General features: G+C 36.7%; 20 protein-coding genes and 1 tRNA gene. 3 read left to right on the top strand and 18 right to left on the bottom strand.

Annotation, left to right across the window (positions count from 1 at the left end):
- Window positions 1-163: 163 nt before the first annotated feature.
- A complete protein-coding gene (locus SJY37_RS14870) occupies window positions 164-1,414 on the top strand; it encodes a cation:proton antiporter (protein ID WP_379953318.1) in 1,251 nt (416 codons plus the stop codon).
- A 46-nt stretch (window positions 1,415-1,460) separates the two neighbouring features.
- Here the strand turns inward: SJY37_RS14870 and SJY37_RS14865 are convergent, their stop codons facing one another.
- From SJY37_RS14865 to SJY37_RS14825, 9 genes are all read right to left on the bottom strand, one after another.
- Window positions 1,461-1,862, bottom strand: coding sequence for an ACT domain-containing protein (locus SJY37_RS14865; RefSeq protein WP_379953317.1), 402 nt, complete (start codon window positions 1,860-1,862; stop codon window positions 1,461-1,463).
- Between the two features lie 151 nt (window positions 1,863-2,013).
- Window positions 2,014-2,247, bottom strand: a complete 234-nt coding sequence (locus SJY37_RS14860; protein WP_379953316.1) for a hypothetical protein — start codon at window positions 2,245-2,247, stop codon at window positions 2,014-2,016.
- Window positions 2,248-2,587: 340 nt separating this feature from the next.
- A complete protein-coding gene (locus SJY37_RS14855) occupies window positions 2,588-3,031 on the bottom strand; it encodes a hypothetical protein (RefSeq protein ID WP_379953315.1) in 444 nt (147 codons plus the stop codon).
- 474 nt (window positions 3,032-3,505) lie between these two features.
- Complete coding sequence (locus SJY37_RS14850) at window positions 3,506-4,288, bottom strand: serine protease (protein ID WP_379953314.1); 783 nt, start codon at window positions 4,286-4,288, stop codon at window positions 3,506-3,508.
- 267 nt (window positions 4,289-4,555) lie between these two features.
- Complete coding sequence (locus SJY37_RS14845; protein ID WP_298327237.1) at window positions 4,556-4,948, bottom strand: hypothetical protein; 393 nt, start codon at window positions 4,946-4,948, stop codon at window positions 4,556-4,558.
- Between the two features lie 419 nt (window positions 4,949-5,367).
- Window positions 5,368-6,300 (bottom strand): hypothetical protein, encoded by a 933-nt coding sequence (locus SJY37_RS14840; RefSeq protein ID WP_379953313.1) that lies wholly within the window; start codon window positions 6,298-6,300, stop codon window positions 5,368-5,370.
- Window positions 6,301-6,950: 650 nt separating this feature from the next.
- Window positions 6,951-7,238 carry a type II toxin-antitoxin system RelE/ParE family toxin gene (locus SJY37_RS14835; RefSeq protein WP_379953312.1) on the bottom strand — a complete coding sequence of 96 codons (288 nt, stop codon included), beginning with the start codon at window positions 7,236-7,238 and terminating at the stop codon, window positions 6,951-6,953.
- Complete coding sequence (locus SJY37_RS14830) at window positions 7,231-7,470, bottom strand: type II toxin-antitoxin system ParD family antitoxin (RefSeq protein ID WP_379953311.1); 240 nt, start codon at window positions 7,468-7,470, stop codon at window positions 7,231-7,233. The genes SJY37_RS14835 and SJY37_RS14830 overlap by 8 nt, the downstream gene beginning before the upstream one ends.
- An 837-nt stretch (window positions 7,471-8,307) precedes the next feature.
- A complete protein-coding gene (locus SJY37_RS14825; RefSeq protein WP_379953310.1) occupies window positions 8,308-9,414 on the bottom strand; it encodes an SMI1/KNR4 family protein in 1,107 nt (368 codons plus the stop codon).
- A 594-nt stretch (window positions 9,415-10,008) separates the two neighbouring features.
- On the opposite strand from SJY37_RS14825, the gene SJY37_RS14820 reads away from it, so the two are divergent.
- A complete protein-coding gene (locus SJY37_RS14820) occupies window positions 10,009-10,284 on the top strand; it encodes a hypothetical protein (protein WP_379953309.1) in 276 nt (91 codons plus the stop codon).
- A 576-nt stretch (window positions 10,285-10,860) separates the two neighbouring features.
- Here SJY37_RS14820 and SJY37_RS14815 read toward each other — a convergent pair.
- Complete coding sequence (locus SJY37_RS14815; protein WP_379953308.1) at window positions 10,861-11,253, bottom strand: hypothetical protein; 393 nt, start codon at window positions 11,251-11,253, stop codon at window positions 10,861-10,863.
- A gap of 164 nt (window positions 11,254-11,417) precedes the next feature.
- Window positions 11,418-11,849 (bottom strand): hypothetical protein, encoded by a 432-nt coding sequence (locus tag SJY37_RS14810; RefSeq protein ID WP_379953307.1) that lies wholly within the window; start codon window positions 11,847-11,849, stop codon window positions 11,418-11,420.
- 531 nt (window positions 11,850-12,380) lie between these two features.
- Here SJY37_RS14810 and SJY37_RS14805 point away from each other — a divergent pair.
- Entirely contained in the window at window positions 12,381-13,205 is an 825-nt protein-coding gene (locus SJY37_RS14805) for a tyrosine-type recombinase/integrase (protein WP_379953306.1), read from the top strand.
- A gap of 89 nt (window positions 13,206-13,294) precedes the next feature.
- Here the strand turns inward: SJY37_RS14805 and SJY37_RS14800 are convergent.
- The 7 genes from SJY37_RS14800 to SJY37_RS14770 form a co-directional block, all read right to left on the bottom strand.
- Window positions 13,295-13,368 (bottom strand) — tRNA-Thr (locus SJY37_RS14800).
- A 57-nt stretch (window positions 13,369-13,425) separates the two neighbouring features.
- Window positions 13,426-13,692, bottom strand: coding sequence for a hypothetical protein (locus SJY37_RS14795; protein ID WP_379953305.1), 267 nt, complete (start codon window positions 13,690-13,692; stop codon window positions 13,426-13,428).
- Window positions 13,693-13,797: 105 nt separating this feature from the next.
- Window positions 13,798-14,496, bottom strand: coding sequence for a DUF4369 domain-containing protein (locus tag SJY37_RS14790; protein WP_339848391.1), 699 nt, complete (start codon window positions 14,494-14,496; stop codon window positions 13,798-13,800).
- A 50-nt stretch (window positions 14,497-14,546) separates the two neighbouring features.
- A complete protein-coding gene (locus tag SJY37_RS14785; protein WP_379953304.1) occupies window positions 14,547-15,797 on the bottom strand; it encodes a DUF819 domain-containing protein in 1,251 nt (416 codons plus the stop codon).
- Between the two features lie 109 nt (window positions 15,798-15,906).
- The gene (locus SJY37_RS14780; RefSeq protein WP_379953303.1) at window positions 15,907-16,332 is read right to left on the bottom strand and encodes a hypothetical protein; all 426 of its coding nucleotides are present in this window, start codon (window positions 16,330-16,332) and stop codon (window positions 15,907-15,909) included.
- A 332-nt stretch (window positions 16,333-16,664) separates the two neighbouring features.
- Entirely contained in the window at window positions 16,665-18,098 is a 1,434-nt protein-coding gene (locus SJY37_RS14775) for a DUF5916 domain-containing protein (protein WP_379953302.1), read from the bottom strand.
- A gap of 56 nt (window positions 18,099-18,154) precedes the next feature.
- Window positions 18,155-20,059, bottom strand: a complete 1,905-nt coding sequence (locus SJY37_RS14770; RefSeq protein ID WP_379953301.1) for a peptidase M61 — start codon at window positions 20,057-20,059, stop codon at window positions 18,155-18,157.
- Between the last annotated feature and the right edge of the window lie 69 nt (window positions 20,060-20,128).

Here is a 20,128-nt window from a genome sequence, read left to right as displayed (position 1 = left end):
GCATACTTATGTAGAGAAAACATAACAAACATTTATAGCAGCAGTAGATGTCTTATTTTTACCGTTCTAATGTGCCAGCAGGTACTACACCTTTAAATTTTGTACAAAAAAGCAGTTCGACTATCTGTTGTGATTGAGAAACTGCGATTTAAGAAGATATACTATGGATTATTACATCATTATAGCAGCCTTAATATTTCTTGCCGCTCTTTTTGGGTTTATAAATGCGCGTTTTCTCAAGCTACCCACTACCATAGGGCTTATGCTCATCACCATTGTGTACACCCTAGCTGTTTTCGCTTTAAGCTATTTTGATGATACCCTACTCAAAGCCGAAATACAACTCATCAAGGAGATAGACTTTGAGAAAGTACTTATGGACTATATGCTTAGTTTCCTGCTATTTGCAGGAGCGCTACACACTAATTTTGAACAACTCAAAGTGCAGCGCTGGCCTATACTCGCCTTTGCAACCTTAGGTGTTCTAGTATCCACATTTCTGGTAGGTACCTTTGTTTTCTACGTGCTACAGCTACTAGGTATGGAGGTAGACTTTATTTACTGTCTACTTTTTGGGTCTCTTATCTCGCCTACAGATCCTATTGCCGTACTTGGGATTCTTAAAAAAGCCAAAGTGCCTAAGAAACTAGAAACCAAAATCGTGGGAGAATCTCTCTTTAACGATGGGGTAGGAGTCGTGGTATTTTTGACCATCTTTGGGATTGCAAGTGCAAAAGATAGCCCTGTGACACCGGTAGATATCTTGACGTTGTTTGGTCAAGAAGTACTTGGAGGAATATTGCTAGGAATGATTATAGGGTGGATCACGTATAAAATGATGAAATCTATTGATGATTTTAGTACAGAAGTAATTATTACACTTGCTGCTGTGATGGTGGGTACAGTGCTAGCAACACAGCTGCACCTTTCTGCTCCACTAGCGATGGTAGTTGCCGGATTATTAATAGGGAATGATAGAGTGCGCACAGCCGCAATGTCTGAGACAACAGAGCATTATGTAGATAAATTCTGGGAGCTCATAGACATCTTGCTTAACGCTATTTTATTTGTACTCATTGGGATGGAAATGCTCATTCTCACCTATCAAAATAGTTATTTACTTGCCGGAGTAATCGCCATACCTCTCGTACTCATAAGCAGGTATATATCACTGTGGTTACCTATAAGAGTCTTTAAAGACAAGCTGGATTTTGTGCCAAAAACAAACCTCATAATGACCTGGGGCGGACTACGAGGCGGGATTTCTATAGCACTAGCGCTCAGTCTATCTGAAGATATGTACAGAGATATGTTTCTCGTGATGACTTATATTGTCGTGGTATTTTCCATTTTAGTACAAGGTCTCACGGTAGAGAAACTTGTAAAAAGGACCTCACTGTCTGACAAAGTGTAAGGGACTGTGACACATAGATATTAGATAGTAATAGCGTATTATAGGGTTACGCTTGACTTTGAGATAATTGTTTAAGAACACTAAGCGCCTTATCTACGTCCTTACTATCTACAAAAATATGATCGTGATAATATCCAGCAATAACATTACAACTTATGTTATGTTTTGCAAGTGCGGTTGCAAAAGCAGCTGTTAAACCTACGGCGTCGAGTGAAGAGTGAATTGTAAGCGTAATCCACGCAGCGATATAATCATATTGCAAGTGAAGTTCATCTGCTTTACCTCTTTCTATCACCACAGTAGTACCTTCCTTCTCTTTAAACTCACAAATGGTATCTGCACGGTCTATGGTACTTATATCCTTAACAGTTGCAAAAACATAGGCTCCTGGTATGTGTTGAGGTGTCATTCCTTTTATAAGCTCAGATAAATTAGTTTTTCCAGACATGTATTGTCATTTAAATTTTAAAAGAATTGGGCTTTTGAACACATATTAATCTGCAGCATGTTAGTAAAAATAGCAGATGAAGTTTTTACGCTTTCGCGAAAATATGAATGGGTGATGCTATTTCTGTTTTTTCAAGATAGCGAAACGGAAATTATTGTTTTTGCAACCATTTCCTGATTTCCTTACGTAAAGAAACTTCAGGTTTAGGCAACGGAATTGATTGTCTAGCCTGTTTGCTTTTATTGAATTTTGAGAAAGTAATCTTATGTTTCTTCCAAATTTCTGGATACAGTTCTAAGAACTTATTAAAGAAACTTTGTTCATTTACACGTCCTTCTATCTGCGATAGTACTTCTTTAAATTTTCCCTCTTGATCTTCAAACATGTTGTTATTGCCCTATAATAGGTTAGTGAAATGTGCTTTGTGGTCTTGTTTTAAGATGAAGAGTCGGTCCTTTGGTTTTGGCCTTATCTTTTTCTCCTTTTACTGTTATTCAAAAATCATAGACCATACATAGTCTTTTGTCATTAAAAACATAAAAATTCCAATTCCAATGCTTACGAAAAAAATCCATTTCTTTTTTTGAGCTCTTTGTTCCATATTATAATTGTTTTGAGAGTGTTACCCCCAATTAGTGCCAACAGACCCGTATAGCCTGTCCTGAGCTTGCCTAATGGATACGGTGATGTGATAGGCGTACTCTGTTAGTTGCTAGCAGAGCCGTCTAATCGATTGGCAATAATAATTTTTCAGTTCTGTTATCAGTGAAAATGGATTTTGAGTTTTCAACTAATATTCTAAGAAGCTTATTTATATCAGAACTATCTACATCCTTTATTTGAAATTCAAATTTTCGTTCACTGTTTAATTTGACTATTAACTTATTATCATTGATATTTATCTTGTCAATTTCATTAAATTTAATCGTTCTATCAGTTATCAAATTAAGCTTAATCACAATTCCTAATTTATTATACTCTACATAATTTTTATACCAAAATCTTTTGCTGAGCATAATAATCAAGATCACAAACCCTAAACTTGTAATCAGTCCATTTTCATAGTTTAAAATTAGTCCGGAACCTACTAATAAACATAACGAGGCTAATATTAAAAGAGTAATTCTAGTCCAATTCCAAGATAAATTTTCAAAGTTTATTTTCTTCATTTTCCTGTTAATGTTTTAATTAATTTATAAGCATATAAAATTGCGATTAATGACATTATTCCGCAAATTAAATATTCCGATTTTGAATAATAACTTACTCCGCCAATCATTCCGAATGCTGTCCACAATAGATTAGTCAAAATTTCAGTTTTATTCAATTTGTTCGTCTTTTCGTGCTGTTCTGTCATATTATTGTCACTAGTCCACCGTATAAAGTGAGAGCGGCTCCGGATAGCTATCGGGATTGCTGGTTTGCTTTAACGTATGGTCTTATTAGTTCAATCTAAATATACAATGAATTTTGAAATTGTTTGCTGCGTGTAGAGGTTTCAAACTAATAGTCATCGCAGTGGCAAATAAGCTCTTAAAGCAGTCCTTTGCCATCATAAAATCAGGAAGACCCCACGATGAGAATTATAGATCAAAATTAGCTTAAAAAGGCTTGTTTTTTAACCCAGTTCTTTGTTGGCATAGTTATTTTATTCCTTTTCTTACTTCATCAAGTTCAAAACCAAATCCAATTCCTACATTGCTTGAGCGTTCCATTTCTTTTCCTAAAACAGCAAGCTGATTCTGAATTGCCTTGAATGTTTTCATAATATCTATTCCACTCATTTGGATTGTTGCTCCACCACTTTGTTCTAATACCTCTATATTAGATTTAAAGCTATCATTCAATTCTCTAAATCTGTCAGAAAATCCAGTTTTCTTTAAAGTAATTATTCCAATTACTTCTTGGGTTTCAACGTCAATTAAAGGTCCACCAGAATTTCCTCCGTTTACACTTGCATCAAGTTGAATGTATTTGACATTGTTTTTTGAATTCGTATATTTTGCTGAAATTATAGCTTCGTGAATCGTAAGATAATTTGAACTAAATGGAAAACCTAAAAAGACACATTTTTGTCCTATGTCAATTTCGTTTTTTTCATCTATTAGTTTCAAGTTTGGAATTTCAGAAAAATGAGAATCTTCAAGAACTGCAAAATCCCAAGAATCTTTCGGCATTCCATCTTTAAGTAAGCTAATAAATTCGTCTGAACTATATTTTTTTTCTAATGAAACACCTTTTCCATCCCCTTGTTTAAATTGGATTGTTATTTCTTCAGAATTTGTCGGATTATAAACGTGATTGTTAGTGATTATATGATTTTGGCATTTAAACCCAGTTCCAACTGAAATTACTCTTTTATTTTTTCTGTGTATAATTTGACAAACTGATGGGTTAATTTTCTTCCAAATTTCTTTTGTCTCCATATTTTGGTTTTAATTATGCCTAACAGGCCACTGCATAAAGCGAGTGCGGCTCCCGATAGCTATCGGGATTGCTGGATAGCCTGTATTTATTTGTTTATTAATTGATTGTCTAAATATACAGTTATTTGTGGTTCTGTCGCCGCGCATAGAGCTTTCAAACTTGCCTCCGACGAGTGAGAAACGTACGACTATGGGATTTCCATCAACGCAACTTACTTGGATGTGGTTTGTTTTGAGATGAAGAGTCGGTCCTTTGGTAGCTATGATTTATTCCGATTTAGCTTTTCGTTTCTCATCTCTCCGTTTTTGCTTCTCTATTTTTTTCTTTTTTTTCAAATATTTGTGATGAGCAATAATCGTTTTATTGTCGGCAATTCCATTTATGTCAAGCTTGTAACCAAGTTCTCTTAACTTCTCTTGATACTTTTCCATTTTTATTTTTTCCTGCTCAAATTTTATAAGCTCTTCCTTGGTTTTGGCCTTATCTTTTTCCGCTTTTAATTTATCGCAATCAACTTCTGACCATTCAAATTTCTTTTGATAATCAAAACACTGTGCATAGCATTTACCTGCTTTCGGATTTGGAGGTAAATTATAATTTTGAGCTTTCAATTGAAATGTAAAAATCAATAATAAACTTACAAGTATGATGTTTCTCATTTATTTTATGTTTAGCTGTTGTTGTCCACGGATTCACTTCATAAAACTAGTGCGGCTCTATAGTTAACGGAAGCACTATTATGCTTTAATAGGGTCTTGTTTGTTTGCTCTCAATATACAATGAATTTTGGAGTTGAGTGCCGCTTGTTGAGTTTTCAAACTTGCCTTAGAACAGTGCGCTTTCGCGATAGCGTAGTATTAAAAAGTCGCAAAGTGTTAGTTACTGGAGTTTCACCACGAATGTGGTTTATCTTGATATAAAAATATATTCTCTGGTAATTAGCCTGCACGTTTGGTGTGTCGTTAGTTTAGTGGTATAGCAACTAATAAAGTAAATAATTACAGAGAAAAGAGTATGAGACAATTTTATTATATAGGTTAGAATTAGCAATAAATTATATATGGTGCTGTAGCTAGTTTTACCAATATCCTAATTCTTTTCCTTTTTTGTATCTAAGTCTCCCTAGTAATTCGTAGCCTATTGAATTAAAGTGTATACCATCTTTTAATAATGTATTAGGAGTTTTATTTTTATCCATTCTATCTAAATCCTCCACAGTTGGATATTCTCCATTGCTAGGCAATAAACCAAATTCAATTGCATCATAAATTGCATAAGTATTCATATACTCTTTTAAGTCAATATATTTTGATTGATATTTATCCCTTGCTAATTTGACTATTTCTGCTGTTGAATTTCCATGTGAGGTTATTATAATAACATTATCATTCCCTTTATGTTTTACAAACAAATCTATTTGGTCTAACAATTCACTTGAAGATGCATAGCCTCCATTTTGACCAATAAATATGGTTAGAACTCCTTCTTTCTCATTAGATAGTGATGTTAATATAGTAGAGTTTTTTTTAGTTTTATAGTCAGTAGAAGCAGGAGTGATTCTGTTTATGTAATATTTATCTTGATTTCTTGTTAATTTACATTGGATAGTGTCAATTCTACATGGATTTATACCAGCAGAACCTTGTAATAGGGGTAAAACTTTCTCATTGTTATAGCTGCTATATAAACCTGAAGGGATTTCAACTTTAGAACCATCTTTTGGGATAGTAATGGATTGCTTTATATACATAGGGATTCCACCATGTCTTGCTCCAATTGTTAAAGTGTTTTCTCCACCAACTCCCATGTTTTTTACTGTCCAATCAGAACCCAATGAATCAGAGGCAACTTTCGACATGCTATTTCCATCCCCTCCAGAACCAGCTGTTAAAGAATCTCCAATATCTATTAATACTTTATCAGTATTTTCTATTTTTTCTTGAAATGAACAACTTATATTTAGTGTTAAAAGATAAATAAAACTTATTCTTTTAATAAAATTTAAACTCATTCGTTTGGTTGTTTTAAATTAGCTACAACAGGTCACTTTATAAAGCGAGTGTGGCTCCCGATGACTATCTGGATTATTGGTTTGCTTTAATTTGCGGTCTTGTTTGTTTGGATCTAAATATACAATGAATTTTGGAGTTGTGCGCCGCGCGTAGAGCTTTCTAAACTGCCTCCGACGAGCATAGCGAGAGGAAGGCATCAAAGAACCGCATAGTCATCCCATAACCAATAATCATCAAGAAGACACCAAGAGCTTTAAAATCCTAGCGGATTTACTCCTGATTCGATTCATACCCAAATCTTCGATATTTCAAAGACTTTTGAGGTGTTTTGATTTTGAAGCGGAGCCATACGATGGCGGGAATTTGCAAGTATGCTACTGCCTTGGATGTGGCTTATCTTGAGATGAAAAATATGTCCTTTGGCAATCAGCCGTCCACGTGTTTGGCTATGAACAGTACGGTAGTAAACTAGCGTTTGCTTTCCGCAAAGCACGTAGCGAAGTATTTTTGTTTTGTTTTGTCTTTTTCTTGTTTAAAGCAAAATCCGAAAGATTTTGCGGACTTTATAAAAATACACAAACCATTAGTTTAAGCCCGAAGCCCGTTTTGTTTGTAGGTTTTGTTGGCAACAGTATTTTTTGCGAATAGTTTATAGTATATTTTTCAAGTCCTCTTTTCCAACAATCGCCATTATTTCAGCAGTATTATCATTTATTCGATAGTAAATACTGTCCGACCCACAAACACATCTTCGATATCCGTTTTTTATGAAATCTACCGATTCAAACGAATAAGGTCTTTGAGCAATTATGTCAAAATATTTAAAAAATGAATCAAAATATTTGTCGGCTTGACTCATTCCGAACTTTTTAACTCCGTAATGATGAATTCTTATAAGGTCTTCTTTTGCGGAATTGCTTAATCTATATTTAGCCATTAAGAATGGCTTTAGACTGCTTTAGTATTTCGGATTTGTTATCACTTGTAAATCCACTATTTTCTGCTTTATCCAGCTTAGATTTAATCCAATCAATTTGAACTTGTTGGCTTCTTGCTTGTCTAATTAAATCATTCACAAGCTCGCTTTTACTTGAGTATTCCTGATTGTCTACTTGTGTCTTTAACCACTCGTCATTGGGTTGCGTGAAAGATATACTTTGTCTAGCCATAAGAAATATGTTTTGATGCTAATTTACACCAAAATCGAACCAAAACCAAATTTTTGTAATATTGATGCACAACAGGCCACTGCATAAAGCGAGTGCGGCTCCCGATAGCTATCGGGATTGCTGGATAGCCTGTATTTATTTGTTTATTAATTGATTGTCTAAATATACAATGAATTTTGGAGTTGTGCGCCGCGCGTAGAGCTTTCAAACTTGCCTCCGACGAGCGAAGCGAGAGGAAGGCACAACATTCGCTTTATGCTGTAGTTCTTGCATCCGGCTAGTGAGGTACAATCGAAAGGAATGCACAGGTTGCAACCACGTTTCGAGCTTTCTATGATTTAGATGTATTCTTTAGACATTTTTGAGCCATGCCTCCGACGAGCATAGCGAGAGGAAGGCATCAAAGAACCGCTTAGTCATGCCATAACCAATATTCAATAGAAAGACACCAAGAGCTTTAAAATCCTAGCGGATTTACCCTCACTTGATCTATACTCAACTCTTAGATATTTAAACGATTTTTAAGGTGTTCTGATTTTGAAGTGGAGCCATACGACGGCGGGAATTTTCAAGTATGCTACTGCCTTGGATGTGGCTTATCTTGAGATGAAAAACATGTCCTTTGGCAATCAGCCGCCACGTTACGTATAAGAAACGTAGGGCAGGTGATAAGCACTTTCGTTTCGATTTATTACTTAGCTAAATATAAATATTTTGCTTTTATCTTTTCTACTATAAATGCCAAATTTTATATTTAGCGGACTTTATTAATATGCACAGAACTTTCGGTTAAGCACAAACGCCCTATGTTTTTTTATACATTGTTAGCCCTCGTTTTTATTTTCCGAATAGTTTTTTAAACCAATTTTCTTTGGTGTTTCCTTCTTTTATAATGTCATTTATTTCTTTACTTTCTATCCATTCGGTTGCTTTGTGATATCCATTTTTTTTATCATATTCAATATACTCTTTATAGCCTTTGTCAATTTTTTTAAGTTTTGTCTTAATATCAGTTCCTTCATTATCGAGAACGGTTAAATCAAGTTTTATATCCGACTTTAATAGTTTTGAAATTAATTCATAACTTACTTTATGGTCGTGCATTGACATTGCATTTGTGTAATTATGAAGAGGATATCGTCCTTTAAATGACTTGTTAATATCTAACTTGTATTTCGTGATTAAAAGGTGAATCGTTTCAAAATTATTGGCATAATTTAAAAGACCTTCAGTTTGACCTCCTTGTGAAATTATATATTCTAAAAAGTTATGATTATGAATGTAGGTTTCTACTACATTTTTATAACCTTCTCCTTTAGAAATATTCGGATTTCCATATTGTTTTAAGACTTCTTTAAATCTCTCAAATCCAAGAGAATAATTTTCTGGTGTATCGAACAAAAAGTAGTCAAATATTTTTGTTGACTTTTCGAGTTTATTTGGATTGCATTCATCTTCATATTCTTCATCTCCATAATCATAAAAACCTAAAGTGTTGATAAATTCTGTAAATGATTTAGTGAAAAATTTTACAAGACCATCTCCGTCAGAATAGCAAGTTGAATAAATTTGACCTTTTTCTTCCTCTCCTAAATATATATAATAAGTTCCTCTTTCTGCAATTGCAAATGCTAGAAGTTTATCTATATCTATAGGATATTTATTTCCGTCATATTCTTTTATGTATTCTTTATCAGAGTAGGGAAAATTAGTTTTTGTTTGTAAAATTAAATCTTGAACACTCAGGATTCTTTCAATACTCCAAACCATCATATTAGTATCTGCTTTTACTGTTGGTACAGAAGGGCAGAGTGTACATCCATTATGACTTTTAAGAAACTCTTTATATTCTTGAGGTAATTCTGTTTGAAGTAACTCCTCAAGTATTTTAAACTCTTCAGTAGAAGCGTTTATTTCATCATTATGGACTGTTAATTTGGTCATTCTTTTTTAATGAGGGCTAACAGGCCACTGCATAAAGCGAGTGCGGCATTTTGCTGATTTGCTTTAATTTATGGTCTGGTTTGTTTGGACTAAATATACAATGAATTTTGGAGTTGTGCGCCGCGCATAGAGCTTTCAAAAATGTCGTATTCGCGTTATGTAATAGTTGTGGCTGGTTGCAACCACGTCTCGAGCTTTCTATAATTTAGATGCAAGCCCTAGGCATTTTTGAGTAGTGGCCTGTGGCGGCTGATTGGTAGGGTGGGAGCTTTAAAATCCTAGCGGATTTACTCTAACTTGATCTATACCCAACTCTTCGATATTTCAACGACTTTAGATGTATTCTGATTTTGAAGTGGAGCCATACGACGGCGGGAATTTACAAGTATGCTACTGCCTTGGATGTGGCTTATCTTGAGATGAAAAACATGTCCTTTGGCAATCAGCCGCCACGTTAAATATAAGAATAGTAGCGTATAAATAAACAAGTACTATCGGTTTAGCCGATACAATTATAAATAAACAATAACCTTAAATAAAGACCTAATTAGCTATTATTTTTATATAGTGTTATGCTCTTTTTAATTTATAAAAATGAAGAAAATTTATATAGTAAAATATTGTGGTGGTAGTCACGATGATTGGTATAGTGCTGATGTTTTTGTAACCGATAAAAAAACCACAGCCACTAAATACGTAACCAAGTTTAATAAGATACTAAAGAAGTGGAAAGAACACTACAAGCAGTATGAAGAAAATATACTCGAAAATATGAATTGGATAAAAGACGAACACTTAGAACACTTTGAAAGATGGAATGATTTACAAAATATAACAAAGTGTTATTGTGACGAAATAGAGTTACGGTAATTGAGCACAACAGGCCACTGCATAAAGCGAGTGCGGCATTTTGCTGATTTGCTTTAATTTATGGTCTGGTTTGTTTGGACTAAATATACAATGAATTTTGGAGTTGTGCGCCGCGCATAGAGCTTTCAAAAATGTCGTATTCGCGTTATGTAATAGTTGTGGCTGGTTGCAACCACGTCTCGAGCTTTCTATAATTTAGATGCAAGCCCTAGGCATTTTTGAGTAGTGGCCTGTGGCGGCTGATTGGTAGGGTGGGAGCTTTAAAATCCTAGCGGATTTACTCTAACTTGATCTATACCCAACTCTTCGATATTTCAACGACTTTAGATGTATTCTGATTTTGAAGTGGAGCCATACGATGGCGGGAATTTTCAAGTATGCTACTGCCTTGGATGTGGCTTATCTTGAGATGAAAAACATGTCCTTTGGCAATCAGCCGCCACGTTTATGTATAAGAATAGTTGCGGGTTTGTATGCGAGGATTTTCCGAAGGAAAATCAGACGTTACAAACACGCAACGACCTTTGTTTTAGTACTAAACCGCAATTATTTTTATACGGTGTTGTGTACAGTATTTTATTTTGTAATTCTATAATGCTCTGTTTTTTTTCCGTCTCTTCTCACAAAAACAAGGCTTGTCGAATTTAGAATTTTAATTCTCGACGTTCCAAGTCTATTTCCATTGCTCCAGTCAAGTTCAAATCCAGATTCAGTTTTGAAAATTTCTAACGTCTGTTCCATTTCTTTAGATTCTATCAACTCGTTTTTTTTGTTAAACTTAATCCGCCAAAACTTTCCAATTCCGTCATTAAATTCAAATCGCAATTGTTCATTTTTGTCAGAATTTTTCATTTTCCAATATCCATTTAAATTGGTTCCGACTTCCTCAACAGATTTACAACAGTCCAGTTGTTGTCCGAGTAATGTCAGAGGTAAAAAAGTCAACATTAAAATCAAAAATTTCTTCATATTTCAGCGTTTTCCAATATTGTACACAACGTTGTTGTATAAGATTAGTTGCGGTTTTGTGTGCGAGGATTTTCCGCAGGAAAATCAGACGTAACAAAAGTGCAACTACCTTTGTTTAAGCCTAAAATAGCAATTAATTTTATACTGTGTTGTGTACAGTATTTTTATTCCTCAATTTTAAAATATTCCGTTTCTTTTCCGTCTGTTAGTAAAATCAGTTTTTTAGAATTCAAGTATTTCAATTCCGAAATCCAGTTTCCATACAAATAGGAGTGTTTAAGTTTAAATCCGTTTTCGTATTTTATTATTTCTACGAATGAGTGATTATCCTCAACAATTATTTCTACTCCGTTTTCTGCCGGTTCAAAATCTTCTAAATTTCCTTTTCCGTTCTCAAACCAGTAGTGATAAACAGTTTTAAAGTCCGAATTTTTTATTTTCCATTTTCCGCTCAGATAAGATTTCACTTCTTTTTCCGATTCACAACATTTTAGATGCTGTCCGAGTAAAGTCAGAGGTAAAAAAGTCAATATTAGAATCAGTATTTTTTTCATTTTTACGGTTTCGTGGATATTGTACACAACAGGCCACTGCATAAAGCGAGTGCGGCATTTTGCTGATTTGCTTTAATTTATGGTCTGGTTTGTTTGGACTAAATATACAATGAATTTTGGAGTTGTGCGCCGCGCATAGAGCTTTCAAAAATGTCGTATTCGCGTTATGTAATAGTTGTGGCTGGTTGCAACCACGTCTCGAGCTTTCTATAATTTAGATGCAAGCCCTAGGCATTTTTGAGTAGTGGCCTGTGGCGGCTGATTGGTAGGGTGGGAGCTTTAAAATCCTAGCGGATTTACTCTAACTTGATCTATACCCAACTCTTCGATATTTCAACGACTTTAGATGTATTCTGATTTTGAAGTGGAGCCATACGATGGCGGGAATTTTCAAGTATGCTACTGCCTTGGATGTGGCTTATCTTGAGATGAAAAACATGTCCTTTGGCAATCAGCCGCCACGTATATATAAACGCAAGTTACTACATATTAGTTATATATCACACTATATAAGCTGTATATACGCATGTTTTTGCCTATCTTGAGCAATCTCGATTTTCAACGTATAAACGCATGTTTCAGAACTTTAACACCATTTTAAAGGCAAAAAGATATAGCGATAGCACCATAAACACCTATGTAGGTCTGCTGGCAAGCTATCAGCAATATCTAGGAGATACACTTGCTATTAACAGGTTAGATATCTCTTACCTTATTACTACTTTGAGAGATTTTATATTACAAAAACATTATGCTTTTAATACTCAAAAGCAGCTCATAAGTGCTGTAAGCCTTTATTACAAAGAAGAGCTTAGACAAGATATAGATCTCTCGTCACTACGACCACGATCTCCTCAGCGTGTATTGCCAGACATACTAAGTGCTTACGAAGTGAAGAATATATTACACCACACTACAAATCTTAAACATAAAGCCGCCCTCACTACTATATATGCTTTGGGTCTTAGAGTAGGAGAGCTCATAGATTTACGTCTCTCTTCCATAGATAAAAAACGCAATACCATAACTATAAAAGCTGCCAAAGGAAAAAAAGACCGTCAGCTTCCCTTTCCAGAAAGTTTAAAGCCATTGTTGCGTCGATATTATGTGATGTACCAGCCTACAGAATATCTTTTTAATGGTCAGTCTAAGCCGCAGTACACAGCTGGGAGCTTACGCTCGGTTTTTAGAGCTAGTTGTAATAAGGCACACATAAAAAAGAAAGTAACGCTGCACAGTCTTCGTCACGCCTATGCAACCCATCTTATGGATACTGGTACAGATTTACGTATGATACAAGAACTACTAGGGCATAGTGATATAAAAACGACTATGATTTATACGCATGTGACAACTAGATCTATGCAGCAGGTTAAAAGTCCGCTAGATTTTTTATAACAACCTCACATTTTCGCGAAAGCGTACCACATACCATCAAGAACTTGTATAAAACAAAAAAGGCCTTCTAATAAAAGAAGACCTTTTTGAGCCGATGGAGGGACTCGAACCCACGACCTGCTGATTACAAATCAGCTGCTCTAGCCAGCTGAGCTACATCGGCATTGCGGGTGCAAATATAATAGCATTTATTATATATGCAACCCTTTTTTTAAAAAAATTATAGCTTATTAATACGGTCTATAAGTGCCTGTCCTTCCTTCTCAAGATCTGCACGTACTGCAACTAAATTTTTACCTCTATTCTCTACCTTACGGTCGTTTACTTTTGTAATTAAAGTGTCAAAAGTTGCGATAGCGTCATCTATAACTGCCTCACTTTCCTTTCTATCTTCTTTAGGATTAAGTGCTTCCCAAACGTATACTGCGTCAATGATGTCACCTAGTACAAAATTGATATCCTTTTTTAAATCTCTAATATTTGCCATTGTTCTAATTTTGACTGCAAAAGTAGTTTAATTTATAATCATGAACCTTACATTTTTATGTAAAATCACGTCACACTTATAATAGTAAGCACAATCTTAGGGTGCTTACTGCTTCTTGCGCTCCTCTATAAGCTTCTTGAGCTGCTTCCCATATTTAGAATTTCTAGTTTTTCTAGGGAAAGTCTTATATAAAGTGTCTAGATAAGGAGTGGTAGCATCTGGTATCTGGGTCATTACAAGGTAAGGAGCAATCTCAAGATCCTTATTTGTTGTTGCAAAGTTACCCGTGTATAGATACTTTCTTTTAAGTAGTTGCTGTAAAGAATCATCATAAGCAAGAATCTCTTCTTGATCATCTCGCTGTCTAGCGTTAAAAGAACCTTTTATAAGATCAAGATTCTTATCATTAAACTGCTTGTTCATATTCTTAAACTGTGTCCAGTGCATCTGGTTTTCAGACCCTGTTACGGCTGCAAATCCTTCAAAGTTTTTAAGGGAAGTAGTGATATTAATAATACCAGCCTCTGCAAAGAAAGGAATACGATCATCATAACCAGACTCATCTGCCTTATCAAGGTGTAAGTAATACACCTCTGGTTCTTTTATGTCAAGTATAAACTCAAATTCTGGCTCCCCATCTATTACTAGTGAGTCTAGGTTTACAAGCATGGTGTCTTGCACGCTCTGTACATATAAAGTTCCTTTTTTAAGACCTTTTACCGTTCCAGTGACTGTAAGATTTCCTGTTTTTGAACATGAAACCATCAAGATGCTTAATAAGAGAATGTATACTATTTTATTCATAATTGGTTTTAATTATAGACGGCAAATATGCTACTATTTTATATATAATACTAGCCCGCAGCTGCCATTTCCATTAAAATTGTACAGAGTATTGCGCCATATGTTCCCACCACATAGCCAAAAACTGCTAGCAACACACCCACACTAGCTAGCGATGGGTGAAACTCTGCCGCGACAATAGGAGCAGAGGCTGCCCCGCCCACGTTTGCCTGGCTTCCCACGGCAAGAAAGAAGAAGGGCGCTCTTATAAGTTTTGCCACCAGTATGAGGAGTCCCGCATGTATACCCATCCACACAAAACCTATGGCAATAAGCCCTGGGTTTTCAAAAATAGTGGTGAGATCCATTTTCATCCCTATACTCGCAACAAGTATGTAAATAAACACACTGCCTATTTTACTTGCACCAGCACCTTCATAATTTTTGGCTTTTGTAAAGGAGAGTAAAATCCCTATCGCAGTTGCAATCGTGACCATCCAGAAAAAAGTAGAGCCAAAGGATGCAAGCGCAGAGTCCTTTGGGATATCAGAAAATAAAGCACTCATACCACCAGCTCCCCAGTGTGCAATCCCTACTGCTCCAAAGGCAAGACCCAGCATAACCATAAGGTCAGAAAGCGTCGGGTTTCTCTTCACCCCTTCGGCAAAGGTGGAGACGCGTTCCTTGAGCACCTCTATCGCACTATTATCTGCATTAAGCCATTTATCTATGCGGTTGCTTTTACCTATCCCTAGTAAAATTATGGCCATCCACACATTTGCCACCACAATATCTACCAGTACCATACCACCGTATTTTTCTGGATTGTATTTATAAATCTCAAGCATCGCGGCTTGATTTGCACCACCGCCTATCCAGCTTCCTGCCAGTGTAGAGAGGCCACGCCATATCGCATCTGGTCCAGCACCACCCACCGTTTCTGGTGATACGGAAGAGATGAGAAGTATCGCTAGCGGGCCACCTATCACAATCCCTATCGTTCCTGTAAAAAACATGATAAGCGCCTTAGGGCCTAGGTTTACAATTGCCTTAAGGTCTATACTAAGCGTCATAAGCACCAGCGATGCGGGTAGCAAGTAACGACTCGCCACATAATACAGTTGGCTACTCTCTGCATCTATCAGCCCCAGGCTATTAAAAATCGCAGGGATGAGATAGCATAGCAGTAGGGCAGGTACAATGCCATAAAATTTGCCCCAGAAGCCTGTCTTCTTACTCGAGGTATAAAATACAAATGCAAGTGCAAGCGCAATGAGGCCAAAAACAATGGCGTCATTTGTAAAATAAGGTGTGTTTTCCATAATAATGTGGGTAATTATGCTTTCGCGAAAATGGGATCACTTTCACTGCAAGAAGCATAAAAAATAAACTAAGGCTTACCGCCAAATGAATCCGAAAATACCAAAATCCCTATAAATATAACCAGTAAGTAAGTTTTAAATTAATACTCCGGAAGCGAGGAGCAAAGGTGGTATCTGTAAAATAGTTGTCATTATACACCAAAAATAAGTCTGAAAGTGGGGCAAATCGCCATTGCAAGCGTGAGTTAATCCCAAAGTTATCTTGCAAGGTGCTGTACTGCACAAGCGTATTCCAGAACAGGTTTTTACTAAAGGTAACATCCACCCGCGGGCTTACAAGCCAGATGCGATTATCTGCATAAGGAGCAGGGAGGTCTATGTTATCATAGCGGGCGTTTATACCTAGCACGAGTTTAGGTTGCAGGCGCAAGGTAGCTTCTGCTCGCAAGGTGAGTATCTCACCGTTAAAAAACTCGCCGTAGGTAGTATTTGCCGTGTAGTAAAACTTCTTGCGCTGGTCAGATTTGTACTCCACTTCCAGATTGGTATAACGGTACTCGCTTCCTTCTGGTAATTCTAGTCCGTCAGATCGCGATGGATCAAAGCTGTCAAAGAGTTTTGTGTAGCGCGTTCTAGGTTTTGCACTCAGGCTGCTGGTATTTTTAAACTGGGCTTCCCACTGTGGCGAGAGCGTGCGATCGCCAAGGGTAAAAGCGACTTCTGGCCGCCATACAAAGAAGGAGTTTAAAGAAAATATGTGCCTATTAATTGTTCCCCCTTTCGGGAAAAAGAGCCTTTCTACCTTACTGAAGTTCCTAAAGATATCCTTGCGAGGTATAAAACCAAGCTCTGAGTTGAAGTCTTCATTTATAAATAGCGTAGCGCTCGTTGCCGCCAGTTATTTTTATTGTACTCCATGCGCGCCCCGCCAGAGTAATCCTTGCTATCAACCCCAAGAGTAAAGGATTTATGGAGGTAAAATTTACCATTCCAGCTATTGTCTTTATTGGCTAGATTATAATCAAGGCCTATGAGTCTGTTGTATTCTTCATCAGGTTGTACAAAGGCAGCATTACTGGTATTCTGCTTGTTTACAAAAATCGCACTTATGTTTGATCTGCTAAAAACGCTGTGTTGTAAGGCAACCACTGTATTGTTTGTTGCTGCAATCTCAATAGGTTCATCATTTTCCGTTTGCATATTGAGAATACCTACGCGTAGCTTGTTTGTGAGTTTACCGCTCAAGCGTGCACCTGCTACAATGTTGTTCTGCACCGTGTTTCCATCAAGATCTTCGGCTATACCTATACGCCTCGAGAAAAAAGGATTTGCCGCCCCAGGATCACCAAAATCTGCAAAGAGGTCACTGTTTTCTATAAAAAACTGCCTGCGCTCTGGTAGTCCAACTTCAAAGCGTGAGAGGTTTGTAATAGCATTATCTACCTCTACTTGGGAGAAGTCAGGATTGATAGTAACATCAAGATTAAGGCTGTTGCCTATTGTAAAACGAGCATCACCGCCCACTTTTATCTCGGTAAAGTTGTCATCTAGTTCTCTGTCTTGTCCAGCAATGGCATTTACATAAGGAATTATAGAGATTGGACTTTTTGAGCTACCTAGCGGTTTCTCAAAAACCATATCGCCCATGTAAGCGAGATTAAAAATATTCTGATTCTGAGGAATTTGTATCCACGTGTTTCGCGAGTTATCTTGGGTGTCAAATTGGTAGCTATTAAAACGCCATCGGGTTTCGCCTTCTCTATATTTAAAGGCGCTCATGGGGATTGCCCACTCACATACGTAATAGCCGTCATGTACCGTGGTTTCTCCCACCCACTTAGTATCCCAGCTAGTGGTAAAACCTCTCAAATCTTTTCCGCCACCAGAAACTAGTGCTTCCCTGCGCACGCCAGCAGGATTGGAACCAAAAAGAAACGCGTTATTACCATCATTAAAGGTGTCAAACATTAAGGTGATATTGTCACTTCCGCCTGCTCTAAAGTCACGGCGCAATGATGGGATTATATAATCGTCGCCCTGCGCAGAGACTTTGATGCCTACATACAAGGTTTTGTCATTATATAAAAAGCGTATCTCAGACTGGTAAGGTGCCTGTATGGTATCTGTAGGGAAATATTGCCAGAAGTTTGTTGCTGGAACTGCTTTGTTCCAGGCAGTTTCATCAAGTACACCATCTATCGTAATAGGTGTTTCTATAAAGGATACACCTACTTCTTTGGTTTGAGCGTAGTGCGCTGTACTTACTCCAGCAAGGAGTACACAGAGTAGCAATTTATACATCAGGAATGGTTAGTTCCCCCGAATGTATCAAAAAAATGTTTTGTAAGCGATAAAACTTAAGAACCTTTTAGCCACTTCTCACGCAAAACTTGCTGTAAGTCATCGTTATACGTTTGCAATTCTACCAGTGTTGCCTGCGGAGTTTGTGGTGTAATTACAGTTCCAGTAAGTGCCACTTCTTTACCATCTCTTTGTACAGTCATAGTAATTGCATCGCCAGCTTTCCAGCTATTTGAGACTGTTATTAAATCGTATACGTTAGAAAGATCATAAGCAGTTCCATTTACTGCCGTAATCACATCATTTCCCTGTACGCCCAGCGCAGTGAGAAATGTATTGAGGTTTCCTGGGAGTACATAAATGGTGTTTTCTTCTTTGTTACCATTAATATAAGGACGTTCTTTTCCTAATAAGAAGCCTGTATCTACTAGCGTAGTGCTATAATCAAGTCCTACTAGGTCAAAAAAGTCTTTGTACTGTATAGGTTGTGTGCCTATCACGTGGTTTGTAAAGAATTCGCCCACTTCAGGGTAGGTGAGTTGGGTGATTTGCGGGATCAGATTACTGTCTTCAAAAGGTCTGTTAGGCCCATATTGATACGTAAGTTCCTTCATAAGGTCGAGAACACCACGCTCGCCATTGCTGTTTTTACGCATAAGAATATCAAGGCACATCCCGATAAGGGCTCCTTTTTCATATACGTTACCATAATTTGATGCATAAGGCTCTTCAAGAATATTTGCACTCATCTTAGTAAATGACATAACATCATCATACCCTTTTGCATTACTTATTTTTTGAACGAGTGTGTTGTAAAAATCTTCTGGAGTAACGAGTCCTTGCTGCACTTGAAAGTGCTGAGCAAAGTACTCCGTAATCCCTTCATACATCCATAAGTGCATGCTCATCTCAGGATCATTATACTTAAATTTATGAATCTGCGTAGCATGCAAATTAAGCGGAGTCACAATATGAAAAAACTCATGTGATACCACATCTACCATAGCTGCATCGAGATTTTCTTGTGGCATAGCTTCAGGAAGTACTACCACCGTAGAGGTGTGATGTTCTAGCGCTCCTAGACCTTGTGCATCATCTGCTTCGCCCGTGGTAAGGTATAGTAAGATTGTATAACGGTCTGTAGCATTAAAATCACCTAAATAGTTCTTTTGCGCTTTTATCATACGCTCTATATTAGGTCTAAGACTTGCCGCCTTTACCGTTCCAGAAGGACTGTACACACTAAGCTCGATAGTAATATCATCAATAGAAAAGACCTCTTTATTAGGGACATTATACATAATAGGATTATCTACAATGTCAAAATATCTATCGCCTTTGTAGGTATCTGTAATTCCTGTATTCCCAAAATCTTGCGCTACATACAGTGAGTCGGCAAAGCGTGGAAGGCTAGTAGTAGCTTCCATAGTTTCTGTTCTATTGATATCTACGTAATATGGCATTTCCTCTTGGTCTTTAAAGTACCCAAGAATTCCATGTAAATTGAGCATAAACTGCTCGTTTTCTTTAAAATTTGTCCCTGCAGGAGAAAAAATTGTGTGTTCTGCCTCTACATCATAAGTGTCATTCACATAGTAATCGATGTAATCAAGATTACGTGCATTTTTAATGTCCCACGTATTATCTGAGGTTTTGGTGACCTTAAGCTTTTTTCCAAAAGTTCCATAGGCAGCAACACTGTCTATAAACTTTCCATAATCATCATCAGAATAAGTACCGGGCACCGTCTCAGGAATGTAAAAAGTTGCAACGTCCTTATATATAGGCGCAGGTTGCACGCGTACTTTAATACGATCATTGCTCAAGCTTACAAGATCTATGGCACTACGGGTAAGTTTATTTTTTGGAGCTAATTGGTGAGAACTAGCAAGGGGTTTATTAAGAATATCACAACTCACTATAAGTAACGAGCAAGCAATAATATAATAGATCTTTTTCATCTTGAAGATTGTAAACATGAGTGACTGTTAGAAGTCAAATGTAGTAATTCTATCTTATCTAGAAATTTT

Source organism: Dokdonia sp. R78006, from assembly GCF_042466145.1.
GTDB lineage: Bacteria > Bacteroidota > Bacteroidia > Flavobacteriales > Flavobacteriaceae > Dokdonia.
This window is presented reverse-complemented; position numbering and strand designations above follow the sequence as displayed.